The 18,940-nt window shown below is 60.9% G+C and carries 21 protein-coding genes and 1 tRNA gene; 13 read left to right on the top strand and 9 right to left on the bottom strand.

The features are described 5' to 3' along the window. Window positions 1-23 precede the first annotated feature (23 nt). Window positions 24-116: transfer RNA gene (locus tag AB4Z24_RS03925), tRNA-Ser, on the bottom strand. 160 nt (window positions 117-276) lie between these two features. Between AB4Z24_RS03925 and AB4Z24_RS03930 the strand changes: the two genes are divergently transcribed. After that, window positions 277-930: a hypothetical protein gene (locus tag AB4Z24_RS03930; RefSeq protein WP_441706108.1), complete on the top strand. Its 654-nt coding sequence runs from the start codon at window positions 277-279 to the stop codon at window positions 928-930. Between the two features lie 45 nt (window positions 931-975). Here the strand turns inward: AB4Z24_RS03930 and AB4Z24_RS03935 are convergent, their stop codons facing one another. Next, the gene (locus tag AB4Z24_RS03935) at window positions 976-1,245 is read right to left on the bottom strand and encodes a sel1 repeat family protein (protein ID WP_441706109.1); all 270 of its coding nucleotides are present in this window, start codon (window positions 1,243-1,245) and stop codon (window positions 976-978) included. A 406-nt stretch (window positions 1,246-1,651) separates the two neighbouring features. Between AB4Z24_RS03935 and AB4Z24_RS03940 the strand changes: the two genes are divergently transcribed. Next, window positions 1,652-1,921 carry a hypothetical protein gene (locus tag AB4Z24_RS03940; RefSeq protein ID WP_441706110.1) on the top strand — a complete coding sequence of 90 codons (270 nt, stop codon included), beginning with the start codon at window positions 1,652-1,654 and terminating at the stop codon, window positions 1,919-1,921. Between the two features lie 13 nt (window positions 1,922-1,934). Here AB4Z24_RS03940 and AB4Z24_RS03945 read toward each other — a convergent pair whose 3' ends face one another. Beyond that, window positions 1,935-2,579, bottom strand: a complete 645-nt coding sequence (locus tag AB4Z24_RS03945) for a glutathione S-transferase N-terminal domain-containing protein (protein ID WP_441706111.1) — start codon at window positions 2,577-2,579, stop codon at window positions 1,935-1,937. An 8-nt stretch (window positions 2,580-2,587) separates the two neighbouring features. Continuing rightward, the gene (locus tag AB4Z24_RS03950; protein WP_441706112.1) at window positions 2,588-3,556 is read right to left on the bottom strand and encodes a quinone oxidoreductase family protein; all 969 of its coding nucleotides are present in this window, start codon (window positions 3,554-3,556) and stop codon (window positions 2,588-2,590) included. 112 nt (window positions 3,557-3,668) lie between these two features. Between AB4Z24_RS03950 and AB4Z24_RS03955 the strand changes: the two genes are divergently transcribed. The 5 genes from AB4Z24_RS03955 (at window position 3,669) to AB4Z24_RS03975 (ending at window position 6,849) form a co-directional block, all read left to right on the top strand. Continuing rightward, entirely contained in the window at window positions 3,669-4,175 is a 507-nt protein-coding gene (locus AB4Z24_RS03955) for a hypothetical protein (RefSeq protein ID WP_441706113.1), read from the top strand. 108 nt (window positions 4,176-4,283) lie between these two features. Beyond that, window positions 4,284-4,814, top strand: coding sequence for a DedA family protein (locus tag AB4Z24_RS03960; protein WP_441706114.1), 531 nt, complete (start codon window positions 4,284-4,286; stop codon window positions 4,812-4,814). Between the two features lie 135 nt (window positions 4,815-4,949). Then, window positions 4,950-5,111 (top strand): hypothetical protein, encoded by a 162-nt coding sequence (locus AB4Z24_RS03965; RefSeq protein WP_197077587.1) that lies wholly within the window; start codon window positions 4,950-4,952, stop codon window positions 5,109-5,111. Window positions 5,112-5,175: 64 nt separating this feature from the next. After that, entirely contained in the window at window positions 5,176-6,543 is a 1,368-nt protein-coding gene (locus tag AB4Z24_RS03970) for a cytochrome P450 (RefSeq protein WP_441706115.1), read from the top strand. A 159-nt stretch (window positions 6,544-6,702) separates the two neighbouring features. Next, complete coding sequence (locus AB4Z24_RS03975) at window positions 6,703-6,849, top strand: hypothetical protein (protein ID WP_441706116.1); 147 nt, start codon at window positions 6,703-6,705, stop codon at window positions 6,847-6,849. A 21-nt stretch (window positions 6,850-6,870) separates the two neighbouring features. Here AB4Z24_RS03975 and gatB read toward each other — a convergent pair whose 3' ends face one another. Genes gatB through gatC form a run of 5 tightly spaced genes read right to left on the bottom strand, consistent with a single transcriptional unit; the run spans window position 6,871 to window position 10,792 of the window. Then, window positions 6,871-8,352: an Asp-tRNA(Asn)/Glu-tRNA(Gln) amidotransferase subunit GatB gene (gene gatB, locus AB4Z24_RS03980; RefSeq protein ID WP_441706117.1), complete on the bottom strand. Its 1,482-nt coding sequence runs from the start codon at window positions 8,350-8,352 to the stop codon at window positions 6,871-6,873. Beyond that, window positions 8,349-8,657, bottom strand: a complete 309-nt coding sequence (locus tag AB4Z24_RS03985; RefSeq protein WP_290992769.1) for a hypothetical protein — start codon at window positions 8,655-8,657, stop codon at window positions 8,349-8,351. Before AB4Z24_RS03985 ends, gatB begins: the two co-directional genes overlap by 4 nt. Next, entirely contained in the window at window positions 8,650-8,964 is a 315-nt protein-coding gene (locus AB4Z24_RS03990) for a chorismate mutase (RefSeq protein ID WP_441706118.1), read from the bottom strand. The genes AB4Z24_RS03985 and AB4Z24_RS03990 overlap by 8 nt, the downstream gene beginning before the upstream one ends. Window positions 8,965-9,001: 37 nt before the next feature. Continuing rightward, window positions 9,002-10,501 (bottom strand): Asp-tRNA(Asn)/Glu-tRNA(Gln) amidotransferase subunit GatA, encoded by a 1,500-nt coding sequence (gatA, locus tag AB4Z24_RS03995; RefSeq protein WP_441706119.1) that lies wholly within the window; start codon window positions 10,499-10,501, stop codon window positions 9,002-9,004. A gap of 3 nt (window positions 10,502-10,504) precedes the next feature. After that, complete coding sequence (gatC, locus tag AB4Z24_RS04000) at window positions 10,505-10,792, bottom strand: Asp-tRNA(Asn)/Glu-tRNA(Gln) amidotransferase subunit GatC (RefSeq protein ID WP_441706120.1); 288 nt, start codon at window positions 10,790-10,792, stop codon at window positions 10,505-10,507. 205 nt (window positions 10,793-10,997) lie between these two features. Here gatC and ruvX point away from each other — a divergent pair, with 205 nt between their 5' ends. The 6 genes from ruvX (at window position 10,998) to topA (ending at window position 18,937) form a co-directional block, all read left to right on the top strand. Next, window positions 10,998-11,492, top strand: a complete 495-nt coding sequence (gene ruvX, locus AB4Z24_RS04005; RefSeq protein WP_441706121.1) for a Holliday junction resolvase RuvX — start codon at window positions 10,998-11,000, stop codon at window positions 11,490-11,492. Between the two features lie 118 nt (window positions 11,493-11,610). Further along, complete coding sequence (locus AB4Z24_RS04010; protein WP_441706122.1) at window positions 11,611-12,585, top strand: aspartate carbamoyltransferase catalytic subunit; 975 nt, start codon at window positions 11,611-11,613, stop codon at window positions 12,583-12,585. Next, a complete protein-coding gene (locus AB4Z24_RS04015; protein ID WP_441706123.1) occupies window positions 12,582-13,913 on the top strand; it encodes a dihydroorotase in 1,332 nt (443 codons plus the stop codon). Before AB4Z24_RS04010 ends, AB4Z24_RS04015 begins: the two co-directional genes overlap by 4 nt. 36 nt (window positions 13,914-13,949) lie before the next feature. After that, window positions 13,950-14,582 carry a glycerol-3-phosphate 1-O-acyltransferase PlsY gene (gene plsY, locus AB4Z24_RS04020; RefSeq protein WP_441706124.1) on the top strand — a complete coding sequence of 211 codons (633 nt, stop codon included), beginning with the start codon at window positions 13,950-13,952 and terminating at the stop codon, window positions 14,580-14,582. Next, window positions 14,566-15,753 carry a DNA-processing protein DprA gene (gene dprA, locus AB4Z24_RS04025; protein ID WP_441706125.1) on the top strand — a complete coding sequence of 396 codons (1,188 nt, stop codon included), beginning with the start codon at window positions 14,566-14,568 and terminating at the stop codon, window positions 15,751-15,753. Before plsY ends, dprA begins: the two co-directional genes overlap by 17 nt. 406 nt (window positions 15,754-16,159) lie before the next feature. After that, window positions 16,160-18,937, top strand: a complete 2,778-nt coding sequence (gene topA, locus AB4Z24_RS04030) for a type I DNA topoisomerase (protein WP_441706126.1) — start codon at window positions 16,160-16,162, stop codon at window positions 18,935-18,937. The last annotated feature ends 3 nt before the right edge of the window (window positions 18,938-18,940 follow it).

An 18,940-nucleotide genomic window follows, 5' to 3' on the forward strand; every position in this document is an offset into this window, starting at 1 on the left:
GGACTTGTTTGGACGGGATATCATGGCGGAGACGGAGGGATTCGAACCCTCGATACGCCTTTAAAGCGTATGACGATTTAGCAAACCGTTGCCTTCAGCCACTCGGCCACGTCTCCCCAAATCAATGGGCGAGTGCCCCCTATAGAGGCCGCGCCAGCGCAATGCAAGACACGACGGAACAATGCACAGAGGTGATGCGGTTCACCGCTGGCAGTCGCCCAAAAGTCGTCCTAGTGTCCTGAAAGCTATATCCTTCCATTGGAAACGGGCTGAGCCGTGCGCGTTAGCATCAAGACACAGTCGAGTATCGGGATACCGGCCCTCCTGGTCCTGGGCGCGGCCGCGGCGAATGCGGCCGAGTTGTGCGTCAAATGCACCGGCCCTGACGCAAGCTACGCCTGCGTCGTCAACGGCACGTCGAGCGCGACAATCGATACCGTGGCCAAGCTCTATTGCATCACGTCGCTCGCCAAGGCAGGCGCTCACGCGAGCTGTTCGATAGACCGGACAACGATGGCTCCCTGCCCAGGCGAACGCAAAGAGCTGCCAGTGCCAGCGATGATGGAGAATGGAGGATCGGACGGCACGCAGCAGAACGGCGCCCCTGATCTGACCAAAGCGGGAGACGCGCCGGCTCCGGCAGGGGCTCATCCCCAAGAAGCACCTGCAGGCACATCGCAGCCGGAACCGGCCGCAGCGCCTCACGATCAGACGCAGAACGCGACGGCGAATGAAGCGCCGCCTAAGACCGTCCAGGAAATGGTCGAAAAGAGCGCGAAAAATGCAGGCGCAGGATTGAGCGATACGCAGAAGTCCGCAGGCGAGGCCGCGAAGTCGGCGAGCACCGCGCTCGAGAAGGCCGGAGCGGCGGTCGGCGGCGCCGCCAAGAGTTCTTGGAAGTGCCTCTCCTCGTTCTTCTCAAATTGCTGACGCCGCAAAGCACGGCGCCGCGCGCTGCCCGTCCAACGAAGGGCGTCAGTGAACCGAAACGAGCCACTCGCGGGCCAGCTTCTGCGCTTTGATGATGTCGGCCTTGCTCATGTCGCACGCGACTTCCGACCGATAGCGTTTCGCTTCGTCGTTACCGCGGCTCGCCGCGATGTTGAACCACTTATGAGCCTGGATGAGATCGATCGCTCCGTCGCGACCCGTGCAAAAGCTGAGGCCGAGCTCGAACAGGGCATCCGTGTGATCGCCCTGAGCCGAATAATCGATTTGACGCGACAACACGTCCATGCGTGCCATGTGAAAATACTCCAAAACCGCCATACGCTCTTCATGTCGAAAGGCGGCAAAGCCAACACGCTCGCAATCAGATGAGCGCATCGAAACCATCGCAGCGGATGAATGAAAACTCGTAAAAACCCGAACAAATTTGCTTTAACCGCAGGCTAAAATGGCCTTACACGCCGCTACCGGCCGCCCGAAATCGGAACATTCTGTTCGCCCTGCGACGACTGTTGATCTGACCTTAAGAAGGGTTGCCACCAATTGCTAACCATGCTTCAAAAAGGCTACCCGCGGCGGCTAGATCAAACGACGGGGTTCGAACGTTCAGCCGGGGTTCAGCCGCGGGCTGGTAACCTTAAATTCGGGGCCGGGAATCGGTCTTAAGGAGGGTTCGGGCTGCTTCTAGCCCGAGTGAGGGATTATGGTTCAGTCGGTAGTCTGCCGCTCGTTGGCGGCTACGGGGTTTCTGTTGCTCGCAGGTTGTGCGCAGCAAGGATCGCACCCCGCCTACATTGGATTGTCTGACCTGTCGGGCGAAGACACCGTTGGGAATCCGCTAACTGGCCGGACCGGCGAGCCGTCCGAAGCGCTTCGGCACGTTCAGTCGAACAAAGTGCTGAGCGCGATGGCATTCCAAACGGTCACCGGACGCACAGTCGATCCCGAAAGCCTCGTCGGTCGCGGCAATTAGTTGCCAAGTCACCTCACACTTTCTTTACGGCCAGACCTCTGACCACCGCCGGGCGTTGACCGATGTCGCCGAGCCACCGCTCGACATTCGGAAACTTGGCAATGTCTTGCCCGAGCTTCTCTGAGATCCGCGCCCAGGTGAAACTCGCGATGTCCGCGATTGAGTACTGGCCCGCGAGATACGGACGATCGGAGAGCCGCTTGTCCAACACGCCGAACAGCCGCTCGACCTCTTTCGTATAGCGATCGATTGCGTAGGGAATCTTCTCCGGCGCATAGGTGCGGAAGTGATTGCATTGCCCAGCCATCGGACCGAACCCGGACGCACCCCAAAAAAGCCATTCGTCGACATCGGCCTTCGCCCGCTCGCTGGATGGATAGAAGGCCCCGAACTTCCGGCCGAGGTACTGCAGAATGGCACCCGATTCAAAAAGCGCGAGCCGCTGGCCGTCCGGACCATCGGGATCGACAATCGCCGGTATCTTGTTGTTGGGCGAAATCGCCAGGAAGTCCGGCGCGAATTGCTCGCCCTTGGCGATGTCGACGAATTTCACCTCGTACGGCACGCCAAGCTCTTCAAGCATGATGGAAATCTTCAAACCATTGGGCGTCGGCCAAAAATAGAGTGCGATTGGCTCGTCGTCTCCGTCGTCCTGCATATCAGTCCTTAGGGAATGAGAATGATCGAGCCCGTCGTTCGCCGGGCTTCAAGATCTCGATGCGCATCTGCGGCGTGGCTCAACGGATATTGGTGATTGACCGAGATCCGAATTTGTTTGCTGAGGAGCATCTCGAAGAGTTCGGCCGCGTTATCCTGGAGATCCTTGGGTGTTGCCGTATAAGCTAAAAGCGACGGACGCGTGGCGAAAAGAGACCCTTTCAGCGCCGTGAGTTCGAATGGCGGAACCGGCCCCGACGAATTGCCGAAAGATACCCAAAGCCCCTTCGGTTTCAGACAATCGAGCGATTGCGGAAATGTATCCTTGCCGATGGAATCGTAAACGACATCGCATCCGTTTCCCTGCGTGTACGCGCGCACGCCGCTGACGAAATCATCGCGCTTCGTGTTGATTGCGTGCGTGCAGCCGTTGGCCATGGCAAGCTCCGCTTTCTCATCCGAGCCGACCGTCCCGATGATCGTCGCGCCAAGCGCATGTGCCCACTGGCACGCAATAAGACCGACGCCGCCTGCCGCAGCGTGCAAGAGCATCGTCGTCTCGGGCCCAACCCGATAAACTTCACGCAACAAGTAGCGAACCGTCATGCCCTGCAGCAGACCCGCCGCGGCCGTCTCGTACGAAATGCCGTCCGGCAGCTTCACGAGCCGTTCGGCCGGCACAATCCGCTCTTCGGCATAACCGCCGAGCGGACCGGCATAAGCGACCCTATCGCCAACCTTGAACCGGTCGACGCCACGACCGATCGCAATGACGTCGCCCGCCCCTTCCGAACCGATGATTGCCGGCAGCTTCGGTAACTTGTAGAGGCCAGTCCGATGGTAGACGTCGATATAATTCACACCAATGGCGCGCTGGCGAAGGCGCACCTCCCCAGGGCCCGGCTCGGGAACGGCCACGTCCTCATAGACCAAGGCGTCCGGTCCCCCGGTAGCATGTATCTGAACGGCAAACGGCATGGCTTAGGCTCCAATCGGACGATCTGAGGCGTAGAGATGCAGTTCTGTGGCGAATCCGGCTAGTGGGTTGACACGGGCCACATCTTAGACCCCGGTTCGTCACGAGCCCGCCATGCTGGCTTTCTACCGCCAGAGGGAAACGAAAACGGAAATTACCTTGCATAAATTCGAATATGCGCTCGCGGCCCGAAAATCGAACACCGCCATGGCGTTTTTGCTCGCCATCACCTTTGTGGCGGCTGGCTGCGCAGGGAACGAAGCAGCATTGGGAGACCCGGCGCTCGGCATGAAGTGCGTCGACGACAGCCATGTCTGTATCAGCCAACGCAAAATGGTTTTCGATTCCTACATGGCGGACACATCCCGCGCTTGGGTGAACCATCCCGCCGGCCCTCATGAATACGCGTCGGGCGTGCGCCTCATGGCCTTCAGCAAAAAGCGCAAGGAGTTGAATTGCAACGAGTTAGCCCGAGGCAAGGCAGAAGCCGATCGCGGTCCTTCCGCCCTCAGCGGAGGCGGTTATCTCGGATTGACGACGGCACAGATTGCGCGCGGAGCGATGCTTGCGCGTGAAGTCTCGCGTGAACTCGCACAGGAAATCGCGCGCCGGTGCCGCTAGACTTGAACCCGCGATTTGGCTTCTTATTTGGCCGTCACAGGGCACACGACCGCCAGCCGCTCTGGCTTGCACGCTGACGATAACCTCCAAAATGAAAGTCGCTACGAAATGAGCGTGCAGGACTTTGTCAATGCGATCGTAGAGTTTGTGAAGGCCAACGACGACTGGGCCATGCCCATCGCATTTGTGGTCGCGTTTCTCGAAAGCTTCTGTTTTCTATCGATCATCTGGCCGGGCACCGCGATTTTGATCGGGATTTCCGCGTTGCTGGCTAAAAGCGGTGTAGGGCTCGACGTTCTCTGGCCGGCAATCGTCGCTGCAAGTCTCGGCGGCACCTTCGGTTACGCGGTCTCCTATTGGATCGGCCTCTACTACAAGGATGACATCCACAAGCTTTGGCCATTCAACCGCAAACCGGAGTTGGTGGAGCGCGGCGAGGCTTTTTTTGCGAAATGGGGCGCGCTCGGCGTGTTTTTCGGACACTTCTTCGGCCCCGTCCGGGCGATCATTCCGGTCGTTGCGGGGATGTACTCAATGCCGCAATGGCAATTCCAGCTGGTCAATGTTTTATCGGCCGCAATCTGGGCGGCAGGTATCATCGCACCCACCTATTTTGGCCTGAGCTATTTCCTGGAATAAGCGCAAATCCAGGCATTCCGCCGCAAAATGACCGCCATGCTTGCGCGAACAGGCGCGATCCCGTAGAGGATCGGCCCAATGCTGCGTCAGGGCGCAGCCCCTTTCATGACTTTCCCACCTCTCGAGGCCTGTTTCATGTCTAAGACGTCGCTCAAGAATGTTCAAAAGCAGAAGAAGAAGGCGAAGCGCACGATTCCCCGCCCCGCCCAAAGCCGTATTCAGGGCAATACCGCGGGCGTCCGCACGCGCCTGAAGAAGCTGGCCGGCCAAGCCCGCGCCAAGAAGGCATCGGCCTAGCTAGCGGCGCAGTCTCTCACTACGTTCTCCATCACCGGCGCAATAAGGTGATGCGAGTAACGCCATGACGACGACTGCGTTCTACCCGCCGACGGTTACGCCGTCCGCGCGCCCACTGCCCTTACTCCCATTCCTGGGCCGCTTCGTCCGCAATCCTCTGCGGGCGATTCCGCGCGCAGTCTACAACGAGCCGATCGTCACCTACGGCGGCAAGCGCCCTCTCGTGGCCTGGGTGACGGATCCGGCGCTCCTCGAAAATATCCTTCTCAAGAACGCCGAGCAGTTTCCGAAGACGCGTCTCGATCGCCGCGTTCTGACACCGATCATCGGCAATGGCCTGCTGACCGCCCAGGGCGAGAGCTGGCGCTGGCAGCGCAAGATCGCAAGCCCGCCCTTCCGGCACGCCGAACTTCTCGGCTATGTCCCGGCGATGGTCGACGCCGCAGTCGATTGCGTGACGCGCTGGCGATCGCGCGGACCAAGCCCCTTCGTCACCAATGTCGAAGAGGACCTGACGGAAACGACCTTCGCGATCATCGCACGCACGGTTTTGGCGGGCGTCAGCAAGCGCGACGGCGAAGCCATTCAGCGTGCTGGCCGCGCCTATCTCGATCCGATCTCCTGGGAAGTCGCCGCATCGCTGCTGCAGCTTCCGAACTATGTCTGGCATCCGGGCAAAGGCCGCATGCGGCGCGCCGCCGTCGAACTTCGCTCGATTGTCGGAAGACTCGTCGCCCAGCGCCGCGCGGAAGGCGGAACAGGTTCCGACCTCGTCGCACGAATGTTGGCGGCGAAGGACCCCGATACCGGCGAGCCGATGCCCGATGAGCTGATCGCCGATAACCTCGCGACGTTCTTGTTCGCGGGACATGAAACAACGGCGAAAGCTTTGACGTGGACGCTCTACGTCCTGGCCCGCGCGCCGGAATGGCAACAGCGCGTGCGGGAAGAGCTCGACGCGGTCATCGGCTCCGGACGGGTCGATGCCACGACGATCGGCAAATTACCCATCACAACGCGCGTTTTGAAAGAGGTGCTGCGGCTCTATCCGCCGGCACCGGTGATGACGCGCGTCAATGCGCAAGAAGTGGACCTCGGAGGTACGTTTCTCCCGAGCCCCACACTCGTCGTCATTCCGATCTTTATCATTCATCGCCACAGGTCGCTCTGGCAGGACCCCGACCGGTTCGACCCTGACCGGTTTCTGCCCGAGAACGAGGCCCGTTATCCTCGCACGCAGTTCATGCCCTTTGGATATGGTCAGCGCGTTTGCATTGGCTCGTCGTTCGCCATTCTCGAGGCGACGGCAATTCTTGCCACTTTGTTGCGAAGCATGTCGTTCGAATGGGACGGACGTCACGCACCCGAGCCCGTGAGCCGCGTCACGCTGCGTCCGAAGGGTGGAATGCCGCTGATCGTCAGGCCCTTGTAGCGGCCCACAGCAAAACGATCGGCGTTAACCCCGCATTTACGACGAATTACCGGATCGCAAAGATCCGCGCGCGATTTGTCATGATCGCGTGAGCGGGACTGCAAACAATTGTTGCTATGTTTTGTCACATCAGAACCACGAGCCTCGAAGGAGAGGCCAATGACATCGACAAAAATAGCTTACGTGTTCGCAGCCATCGTTCCGTTCGGCTTCGTCCTACTCGCATGCGCCGGTATCGCACACGTGGTGTTCGTCGGCCTGCGCGAACAAAAGGCGAGACGCCTCAGCCTTCAGAAGGCGCGCTGACGGCTTCCGCCCGGCACGAAGTCAGATTCCAAGCTTGGCTTTCAGGATATCGTTGACGGCAGCAGGGTTTGCCTTGCCGCCCGTCGATTTCATCACCTGACCGACAAACCAGCCGAGCATTGAGGGCTTAGCCTTCACCTGCTCGACCTTGTCCGGGTTGGCCGCGATGATGGCATCGACGGCCTTCTCGATGGCGCCGGTATCGGTGACCTGCTTCATGCCGCGCTTTTCGACGATGTCCGCCGGATCGCCGCCTTCGGTCCACACGATCTCGAAAAGATCCTTCGCGATCTTTCCCGAGATGGCGTTGGAGCCGATCAGATCTACGATAGAGCCAAGCTGCGCTGCCGAAACCGGCGAATCCTCGATCGCCTTGGTTTCCTTGTTCAGGCGGCCGAAAAGCTCGTTGATCACCCAGTTGGCAGCAATCTTGCCATCGCGGCCTTCAGCGACCTTCTCGAAATAATCGGCCGACGCGCGCTCCGCGACGAGCACATCGGCGTCGTATGCCGAAAGCCCGAAGCTCTTGATGAAGCGCGCGCGCTTCTCGTCGGGTAGCTCCGGCAGCTTCGATTTGAGCTCTTCGACATACTCGCTTGAGAACTCGAGCGGCAGAAGGTCGGGATCCGGGAAGTAGCGATAGTCGTGCGCTTCCTCTTTCGACCGCATGGAACGCGTTTCGCCCTTCACCGCATCGAACAGGCGCGTTTCCTGATCGATCGTTCCGCCGTCCTCGATGATATCGATCTGGCGCCGCGCCTCGTATTCGATCGCCTGACCGATGAATCGGATCGAGTTGACGTTCTTGATCTCGCAGCGCGTTCCGAGCTTGTCGCCGGGCTTGCGCACCGAAACGTTGACGTCGGCGCGCAGATTGCCCTTGTCCATATCGCCGTCGGACGTCCCGAGGTAACGCAGAATACTCCGCAGCTTCGTCACATAGGCCTGCGCCTGCTTCGACGACCTGAGATCGGGCTTCGATACGATCTCCATCAAGGCAACGCCCGAACGATTGAGGTCCACGTAGGAATAATCGGGATGCTGATCGTGCAAGGACTTGCCCGCATCCTGCTCGAGATGCAGCCGCTCAACGCCAACCGTCAGCGTCTCGCCATCGACCGAAATCTCGACCGCGCCTTCGCCGACGATCGGCTGCTTGTACTGCGAGATCTGGTAGCCCTGCGGCAGATCCGGATAGAAATAGTTCTTCCGGTCAAACACGCTCTTGTTGTTGATCTGCGCCTTGAGCCCGAGGCCGGTGCGAATGGCCTGCGCCACGCACTCGCGATTGATCACAGGCAGCATGCCGGGCATCGCGGCATCGACGAGCGAGACGTGACTGTTCGGCGGCGCGCCGAAGCCCGTCGAGGATCCCGAGAAGAGCTTTGAATTCGACGCGACCTGCGCGTGCACTTCGAGGCCGATGATGACTTCCCAGTCACCGGTCGCACCCTCGATCAGATTTTTGGACTTGGGCTTTTCAGCGATTTTCTGAGAGTTCATTTCTGGCCTCCAGACCAGCCTTTGGTCGCGTAGCCAATGCCGGCGTAAACGCAGCCCGCAATGAGCGACGTTGTGAAAACGCCGGCAATCGCTCGGCCGAGCGTAGGCGCATCCCAAAGGCGAAGGAAAGTAACAATGTAGAGCAACGCAGCTCCGGCGGCCGCGCCGCCGAAAGCCGCGATCATGATTTTGGATTTGTCGTCCGCGCGGCGCCCGAGCATGAAAGCGACAATGATCGTTGCGGGATTGAGGACACCATAAAGGAAGACTTCAATCAGCGGCACGTCGGGCTGATAATCAGGCACCGTCAACTCCCGGCTTTTGGGTCTCGTTTTGGACCTGTCTGAGCTTTTCCTCTTCGAACTGGACGAACCAGCCGATCATGTTCCGCCACTGCGCGCCGACCATCTCGACCATCTCGGGAGGCAAACCCTTTTCCGCAGCTTGCTGCTTCACCCGGTCGATGACCTGCTGAATGCGCCACGGAACGACGGCGCCTTCCCGCGACTGCATCTTGAGCTGCCAGGCCCTGTCGACGTAGCCGAAGCGTTCTGCGATGAGCTCGACCATGGCGGCGTCGATGCGGTCGATTTCAATGCGCACCTGGGACATGTCTGCGCATTCCCACGGCCGTTTCGGATCCATGATGTCAGCCCTTCATCCACCAAGCTTCGGGCACCGGAAAGCGTCCGGCCGCATCCTCGATGACCTGAGCCGTTCGAAACAGCGTTTCCTCGTCGAACGGTTTGCCGATCAGCTGCAGCCCGAGCGGCGTGCCCTCCGAGGAAAGCCCTCCCGGCACCGACATACCCGGCAGCCCCGCCATGTTCACTGTGACCGTAAATATGTCTTCGAGATACATGGCCAGCGGATCGCCCGTCTTCTCGCCGAATGCAAAAGCGGGCGAAGGCGTCGTCGGCGTCAACACGACATCGACCTTGTTCCAGGCTTCGTCGAAATCGCGTTTGATCAGCGTCCGGACCTTCTGCGCCTTGAGATAATAGGCGTCATAGTAGCCCGCCGAAAGAACATAGGTTCCGATCAGGATACGGCGGCGCACTTCCTTGCCGAAGCCTTCCGCGCGCGTATTCTCGTAGGTGTCGATCAGATTGCCGCCGTTGACGCGGATCCCGTAGCGCATCCCGTCGTAGCGCGCGAGGTTCGATGAGCACTCGGCCGGTGCCACGATGTAATAGGCCGGCAGCGCATACTTCGTGTGCGGCAGTGAAATATCGTGGATCGTTGCGCCCGCCGACTTGAGCCAGGCAATCCCCTCGTCCCAGAGCTTTTGAATCTCCGGCGACATGCCATCGACGCGATACTCGCGCGGAATTCCGACCCTGAGGCCTTTGACGCCCTTGCCAAGCACCGCTTCGTAATCCGGCACCGGCGCATCGACGGAGGTCGTGTCCTTCGGATCATGGCTCGCCATGGCTTTGAGCATGATCGCGCTATCGCGCACTGTCTTGGCGATCGGCCCCGCCTGATCGAGCGACGACGCGAATGCGACGATGCCCCAACGCGAACAGCGACCATACGTCGGCTTTATGCCGACAGTGCCGGTGAGCGCGGCAGGCTGGCGGATCGATCCGCCGGTGTCCGTCGCCGTGGCCGCGAGGCAGAGGCTGGCTGCCACCGCCGCCGACGAGCCACCCGACGAACCGCCCGGCACCAGCTTGTCGGCCGTGAGCTTGCCGTCCTTGCCCTTGCGCCTCCAGGGACTGACGACGTTGCCGAAGGCGCTCGTCTCGTTCGACGATCCCATCGCGAATTCGTCGTTATTGAGCTTGCCGAGCATCACCGCACCGGCATCCCACAAATTCTGACCGACGGTCGATTCGTAAGTCGGACTGAATTCACCGAGGATCTTCGAGCACGCCGTCGTGCGAATGCCGCGTGTGCAGAAAAGATCCTTGTTGCCGATCGGCAGGCCTTCGAGCGGGCGCGCCTTGCCGGCCGCGATCCGCTTGTCGCTGTCTTTCGCCTGCACGCGGGCATGGTCCGGCGTCGGCAGAACGTAGGCATTGAGCGCAGGATTGGCCTTTTCGATTGCGCCAAGAAACGCGTCGGTCAGTTCGAGCGCCGTGAACGTCTTCTTCGCCAAGCCGTCGCGGGCTTCGGCCATCGTCAATTTGGTAAGATCCGTCACCGGCTACTCCACGACCTTCGGCACCACGAAGAAATTGTCCTCGGCAAGCGGTGCATTCGCCGTGACCTGATCTGCGATCTCGCCGTCGGTGACGACATCGTCCCGCATCTTGAGCTTGTGCGCGACAACACGCGTCATCGGCTCGACATTCGCGGTATCAACCTCGTCGAGTTGCTTCACCCAATCGAGAATGCCCGAGAGTTCCGTCTCGAGGCCCTTGGCCTCGGCGTCGCTGATTTTGATCCGGGCGAGGCGCGCGATACGGCGAACGGTCGCTTCGTCGACCTGCATGAAAATGTCCCTTCAAGGAAATCGGGGGATGTTGCGAAGATCTCTTAACCGCCCTCCCGGCATCAATGCAACCGGCGGTACTATCCCGGCCGCTATCAGAGGGTTAAACACAGCTCCAACGCGACGAACGATGCCAATTTGCCGCCGAGGCTGGTAGAGGCTGGTTCGCAATCCTCCCATCATGAGAGACTCAGGGCTTCACTAAATGAACCAGCCGGCCGCTCCAGCGCCACCGGGCCGCACCACGGAAGACCAGCAGGACTTCCGCGACATCACCGAGGGGCGCCTCATCGGCATCGATGCCGGCACCAAAACGCTGGGCCTCGCCCTGTCGGACGTGCGGCGCACGATAGCCTCCCCCCTGGAGACGATCCGCAGAACGAAGTTCACGGCAGACGCGACCCGTCTCCTGTCCCTTGTAGCGGAGCACAACGTCACCGGCCTGGTGCTCGGCCTGCCCCGCAATCTGGACGGGACCGAAGGACCGCGGGCACAGGCGACCCGGGCACTTGCGCGCAATCTGAATAAATTGTCGCCACTTCCCATCCTGCTCTGGGACGAGCGGCTGACGACCGCCGAAGCGCAAAGAATGTTGATCGACGCCGATCAGACGCGCAAACGCCGCGCCGAGGTCATCGACAAGCTGGCCGCCACGATCATCCTCCAGAGCGCCCTCGACCGGCTGAATAACAAGGCTTAATTTGCCCTTCGGGAAGGCGCGCGCACCGGGCGCGCTTCACGCGCCGTTAAGTCCCTTTGGGATTGATGTCGCTCCCTCCTTGCGGCCCCGCAAGACTCCCCCTATAGAAGCGCCTTTAATGACATCGAAATCGAATACCAACGCGCTGAAGGTTTTTCCGCGCCGCCACCTGCTGACCTGCGAGGGTCTGTCGGCCAACGAAATCAATTTCCTGCTCGATCTCGCCGACAGGAATGCCGATCACATCCGCAACAACGGCCGCAAGCGCGACGTGCTTGAGGGCCGGACGATCATCAATCTCTTCTTCGAATCGTCGACGCGCACGCAAGCCTCCTTCGAGATGGCGGGCAAACGGCTGAGCGCCGACGTGATGAACATGAACGTCGCGACGTCCTCGGTCACGAAGGGCGAAACGCTGATCGACACGGCGGTGACACTCAACGCGATGCGTCCCGACATCATCGTCGTCCGCCATCACGCCGCCGGCGCTGTCGAGCTGCTCTCACAGAAAGTCGATTGCTCGGTCATCAATGCCGGGGACGGCGCCCACCAGCATCCGACACAGGCCCTTCTCGACGCACTGACCATCCGCCGGGCAAAAGGCCGGATCGCCGGTCTGACGGTCGCGATCTGCGGCGACATACTTCATTCCCGCGTCGCGCGATCCAACATCAACGTTTTGAATGCGCTCGGCGCCCACATCCGCCTCATTGCCCCGACGACCTTGCTGCCGTCGTCGCCGGAACGCCTCGGTTGCGAGGTCTTCACCGACATGTGGAAGGGCATCGAAAACGCCGATATCGTCATGATGCTTCGCCTCCAGCGCGAACGCATGGATGCCTCGTATGTACCGTCGACCCGCGAGTTCTTCCATTTCTTCGGGCTCGATCACGAGAAGTTGGCGCGCGCCAAGCCCGACGCTCTCGTCATGCATCCAGGACCGATGAACCGCGGCGTCGAAATCGCCTCGACCGTCGCCGATCATTCCAAAAGCGTCATCCGCGAACAGGTTGAAATGGGCGTTGCCGTCAGAATGGCAGTACTAGAGGCGTTATCGGCGCACCTCCCAGGCTTCGCGGAGGATGGCCGATGAGAAAGCCGATCGAAAAACCGAAGAGCGTCGGCACCGCGACCGTCTTCATCAACGCGCGTCTGGTCGACCCCGCATCGAACCGCGATGAACCGGGGGGCCTTCTCGTCAAGGATGGCATGATCGCCGATCTCGGCGCGCATCTCCGTCGCAACGCTCCGGAAGGGGCGAACGTCATCGACTGCAAGGGCAACGTTCTGGCGCCGGGCCTGATTGACGCGCAGGTCTTCACCGGGGAACCTGGCTACGAGCATCGCGAAACGCTCAAGACGGCAAGCCATGCCGCAGCAGCGGGTGGCGTCACGACCATCGTCGTCATGCCGGACACCAATCCGGTCATCGATCAGGTCGCACTCGTCGACTTCATTCAGCGCCGCGCCCGCGACAACGCCCTCGTGCACGTCCAAACCATGGCCGCCATGACCAAGGGCCTCCAGGGCGAGGAAATGACCGAGATCGGCCTTCTGAAGCGCGCCGGGGCAATTGGCTTTTCGAATGGCAAATCGAGCGTCGTCAACACGCGCGTCATGCGCAATGTCCTGAGTTACGCCAAGGACTTCAACGCGCTCGTGGTCCACCATACCGAGGACCCCTACCTCTCCAGCGGCTCGATGAACTCGGGCGAGGTCGCCTCCCGCCTCGGGTTGCCCGGCATCTCCAAGATTGCCGAGACGATCATGCTGGAACGGGACGTGCGCCTCGTCGAAATGACCGGCGGCCGCTACCACGCCGCGACCATCAGCTGCCAGGAAAGCCTCGACGTCGTCAAAAACGCCAAGGCGAAAAAGCTGCCCGTCAGCTGCGGTGTCTCGATCAATCACCTGACGCTCAACGAAAACGACATCGGGCCATACCGCACCTTCTTCAAAATGCGTCCGCCATTGCGGAAAGAAGAAGATCGCGTCGCGATGGTGCAGGCCGTCGCCAATGGCGATATCGATATCATCGTATCGAGCCATGATCCGCAGGACGCCGATACCAAACGGCGCCCATTCGCCGAGGCGGCCGATGGCGCCGTCGGCCTCGAAACGCTGCTTTCGGCTGCGCTTCGCCTCGTCCACTCGGGTGACATCACGCTCACCGCGATGTTGAGAGCCCTGACCATCAATCCAGCACGCTTGTTGGGCCTTCACTCGGGGAGGCTGGTCAAAGGCGCCATCGCCGACCTCGTGTTGTTCGATCCGGGCGAGCCTTGGGTCGTCAACAAGGACCTGCTCCGCTCCCGCTCGAAGAATACCCCCTTCGACGAGGCCAAGATGCAGGGCCGCGTTCTGCGGACGATGGTTGCCGGACAGACGGTCTATGAATACGCTGGTGTCGAGCGCACGTAGGCCCATCCTTCCCACCGCGAAAAAAAGAATTCGGATATGAACTCTTCGCTACCTTTGGCAGTGCTGACGGATAGCGGCTTCGCGGCTACGAACGCGGCAGCGCTCGTGATCGGTTATCTCCTGGGTTCGATCCCATTCGGATTGCTGCTAACGCGTGCGGCCGGGCTCGGTGACATTCGCCAAATCGGCTCGGGCAATATCGGCGCGACCAACGTGCTGCGCACGGGAAACAAGGGCCTCGCCGCGGCTACTCTCCTACTCGATGCCGCCAAAGGCGCCGTCGCGGTGTGGATCGCCAGATACTACCTCGGTGAAACACCCGCCATGCTCGCAGGTCTCGCCGCTTTCATCGGGCATATCTTTCCCGTTTGGCTCGGATTCAAAGGCGGAAAGGGCGTCGCCACATACCTCGGTGTCCTGGCGGCGCTCGCCTGGCAATGCGCCCTCGTCTTTGCCGGCCTCTGGCTGGCCGTCGCGGCCGTGACACGCATATCGTCCCTTGCAGCGATCATCGCGACGATCGCCTCGCCCGTCGCCGCATGGGTCCTCGGAGACGCCGATCTCGCGGCCGTCGTCGCTCTGATGAGCCTCATTATTCTCATCAAGCATCGCGCCAACATCGAGCGTCTGATGGCGGGAGAGGAGCCGAGGATTGGTTCCAAGACCTGAGCAGCAGCAGCTTTTTCGCCCAGCCCCCCTGCCGACGGCGGAGCTTTCCGATGAAGAGCGACTGGCCTGCTTGCGTTTAACCAGGTCCGAGAACGTCGGCCCGGTGACGTTCCGCGATCTCATCAATCACTATGGCGGCGCAACGAAAGCGCTCGAAGCTCTTCCGGCATTGTCCCGCCGCAGCGGCTCCGGCCGCCCGATCCGGATCTGCCCGAAGGCCGACGCCGAACGCGAACTCGAAGCCGCCCAGCGTGCGGGCGCTACGCCCGTGTTCACGATTGAGCCGAATTACCCGGTCCTTCTCGCCCGCATCGATGCTCCGCCCCCGATGCTCTACGTCAAAGGCAATACGGAGCTTCTGAACATCCCCGCCGTCGCCATTGTCGGCTCGCGGCAATGTTCAGCTGCGGGCGTCCAATTGACGAAACTCTTCGCGGCACAGCTCGCCGAAGCCGGATTCATAATCGTTTCCGGATTGGCGCGCGGCATCGATCGGGCAGCGCACGAAACAGCGCTGAAAACCGGCACCGTCGCAGTTCTCGCCGGTGGTATCGATTGGATCTATCCGCCCGAGCACGCCGAGCTGCAGACCCGCATTGGTGCCGAAGGATGTCTGGTTACCGAACGACCGCCAGGGCTGCAGCCGCGCGACAAGGACTTTCCGCGCCGCAATCGGATCATTGCCGGACTGGTTCATGGCGTGGTGATCGTCGAGGCGGCGGCGCGCTCCGGGACCCTCGTCACGGCCAGATATGCCAATGATCTGGGGCGCGAGGTCTTTTCGATCCCTGGGCACCCGCTGGATCCCAGGGCCGAGGGAACGAACCGGCTCATCAAACAGGGAGCAACCCTCGTCACCGAAGCCGCGGACGTCGTCGAGGTTCTGCGCCCTATCCTGGGCCTCGATGAACGCCGATACGACTATACGCTCGGCCAGGAACCCGCTTCCGCCGAACCCGACGAAGCAAAGTCGCCCCCTCCGGATCCTCCAGCAGAAGATGTCTTGAAAGTCGTGCTGTCGGCGCTTGGGCCAGCACCCGTCACAGTCGATGCCATCGCGCGGCAATGCGGAATAACCGTCCAAGCGGTCCAGGTTGCCCTTCTGGAACTCGATCTCGGCGGCCGCATCGAGCGCCAGGGCTATAGTCTCGTGGCATTGAAAAGTGTTTAGTTCTCCGGGCGATGCGTTTCGCGCCGGGCTTCCGCGTGCGATATTGCAAGCATGCGTGATAGCTTCCGGCACCCCTCGCGTTCCGCCATCCGCTGTAATTCGCCTAACAAATCAGCGAGATATTCTAGGTGCTCTCGCCTTTCCCCGCTGTCCCGGCCAGAAAATCCACTGTTCTGCAATTTCTTCATCACCCTTGAGAACGATCCCGCCCATTCCATATGCTTAATGTAGAGCATTCTCTCTTTGGTGGCAAATACATAATTATGCAATCAATGGTGGTAACAACCCAGGATTTGACAGCGCTGCGTCGATCAACCATGTTCCCGGCCCGCCGCGAGGCGGCGAATGAAGGCCGCCTAGCCGTCGACCTGACGGGGGAATCGCGGCCCAGGAGCGAAATCGCCAGATGAACGTCGTCATCGTCGAATCCGCCGCTAAGGCCAAGACGATCAACAAATATTTAGGCTCAGGCTACAAGGTCATCGCGTCCTACGGACACGTGCGCGATCTGCCTGCGAAGGACGGTTCCGTCCAGCCGGATCAGGATTTCGAGATGCACTGGGAAGTGGATCCGAAGTCCCAGAAAATCATGCGTGAGATCGCCGACGCGGTCAAAAAGGCCGATAAGCTGATCCTGGCGACCGACCCTGATCGCGAAGGCGAAGCCATTTCCTGGCATATCCTGCAGATCCTCAGCCAGAAGAAGGCCCTCAATAAGAATACCGAGATCGAGCGCGTCGCCTTCAACGCCATTACGAAGCAATCGATCCTTGCCGCTCTGAAAGAGCCGCGCCAAATCGATGAGCCTCTGGTTGACGCCTACCTCGCCCGCCGGGCCCTCGACTATCTCGTCGGCTTTACGCTGTCGCCGGTGCTCTGGCGCAAGCTCCCGGGCTCCCGGTCGGCCGGCCGCGTCCAGTCCGTTGCACTGCGTCTCGTGTGCGACCGCGAAGCCGAGATCGAAGCCTTTAAGACCGAAGAATACTGGACGATCGAGGCGCTGCTTTCGACCGCCAAGAACGAGGACGTCAAATCCCGCCTCGTCGCCATCGACGGAACGACGCTCAAGAAACTCGATATCAAGGATGAAGCGACGGCAACCGCCACCAGGCAAGCTCTGATCGGCCGGGACTTCCGCGTTGCATCGATTGAGAAGAAAGCGACGAAACGCAATCCCTACGCGCCGTTCACCACCTCGACGTTGCAGATGGACGCGTCGCGGAAGCTTGGCTTCTCGGCCAAGCAGACGATGCAGATCGCCCAGCGCCTCTATGAAGGCGTCGACATCGGCGGTGAAACCGTCGGTCTCATTACATACATGCGAACCGACGGCGTCCAGATTGTTCCGGAAGCCGTCGCCCAGATCCGCGACGTGATCTCCGCCGAATTCGGCCGCAACTACACGCCCTTCGCTCGCGAGTACAAGACCAAGGCCAAGAACGCCCAAGAGGCGCACGAAGCCATCCGCCCGACCGATCCGCGCCGCAAGCCCGATCAGGTCAGGAAGCACCTCGAGAAGGACCAGGCCGCGCTCTACGATCTCATCTGGAAACGCACGATCGCGAGCCAGATGGCCCCTGCCGACATCGAACAGACGGCCGCGGAGATCGAGGCCAAGGGCAGCGACGGCAAGACCTACGGCCTGCGAGCGAACGGCTCGGTCCTGATGTTCGACGGCTTCCTCAAGGTCTACGAGGAAGGTCGCGACGACCGCGTCCGGACGATCGAAAAAGGCAAAGACGATACGGCCGACGACGATGACGAAAACCGCCGTCTGCCGCCGCTCACCGTTGGCGACCGTCTGAAAGATAAAGAGATCAGCGCCGACCAGCATTTCACGCAGCCCCCGCCCCGCTTCTCTGAGGCGACGCTGGTGAAGCGGATGGAAGAGCTCGGCATTGGCCGGCCCTCGACCTATGCGTCGACGATGGCTGTTCTCGTCGACCGCGATTACGTCCGGATCGAAAAGAAGCGCCTCGTCCCTGAGGACAAAGGACGCCTCGTCATCGCGTTCCTCGAAAGCTTCTTCAAGCGTTACGTCGAATACGATTTCACCGCCGATCTGGAAGAAAAGCTCGACCTGATCTCGAACAACGACCTGGAATATAAACAGGTGCTGCGCGACTTCTGGCGCGACTTCATGGCCGCCGTCGGCGAGATCAAGGATCTTCGCGTCGGCGACGTGCTCGAAGCGCTGAACGAGATGCTCGGCCCCCACGTTTTCCCCGACAAGGGCGACGGCAGCGACCCGCGCCTTTGCCCGAAGTGCGGATCGGGACGCCTGAGCCTCAAGATCTCCGGAAAATACGGTGCCTTCATCGGCTGCGGAAACTATCCGGAGTGCAATTATACGCGCCAGCTGACCCAATCCGCAGACGGCGACGCCAACGCGCTCGACGGCAAGATCCTTGGGTACAATGACGATGGCCTCGCGGTAACGCTGCGCACGGGCCGGTTCGGTCCCTACATTCAGCTGGGCGAGGCCCAAGGCGACGAAAAGCCGAAGCGGTCGAGCATCCCGAAGGGCATTGACGCCGCGACGCTCGATTTCGACAAGGCGATGCAGCTCCTCTCGCTCCCGCGTGAGGTCGGCGTGCACCCGACAGAAGGCGGCGTGATCACCGCCGGCCTTGGTCGTTTCGGACCGTTCATTGTCCATGAGAACGGCGAGACCAAAACCTACGTCAACGTCGAAAGCGTCGAGGACGTCCTCACCATCGGTCTCAATCGCGCAGTCACGCTCATTGCCGAGAAGCGCGCGGGCGGCGGCAAGAGCCGCTTCGCGCGGAACGCACCGAAGGTCCTGAAAGATCTCGGCGAGCACCCGAGCGAAGGCGGCGTCGTGCAGGTGCTGGAAGGCCGCTACGGGCCCTACGTCACCCACAACAAGGTCAATGCGACGGTCCCGCGTGCGAAGGACCCGTCCTCTCTCACGATGGATGAGGCCGTGGCTCTCATTGCCGAACGGATCGCCAACGGCGGCGGCAAGAAGTCGAAGGCATCACGCTCCGCGAAGCCGAAAGCCGCAAAACCGGCAAAGGCCCCGAAGAGCGCAGCAGCGGAAAAACCTGCTAAAAACGCAGCAGCGGCGCTTGCCGAACGCAAGGCATCAAAGCCTGCGGCTGCCAAAAAGCCGGCGAAGGCCGCTGCACCCGCAAAGAAACTCGCCCGGGCCAAGGCCTGACGG

The organism is Hyphomicrobium sp. 2TAF46 (assembly GCF_052114865.1).
Taxonomy (GTDB): Bacteria; Pseudomonadota; Alphaproteobacteria; order Rhizobiales; family Hyphomicrobiaceae; genus Hyphomicrobium_B.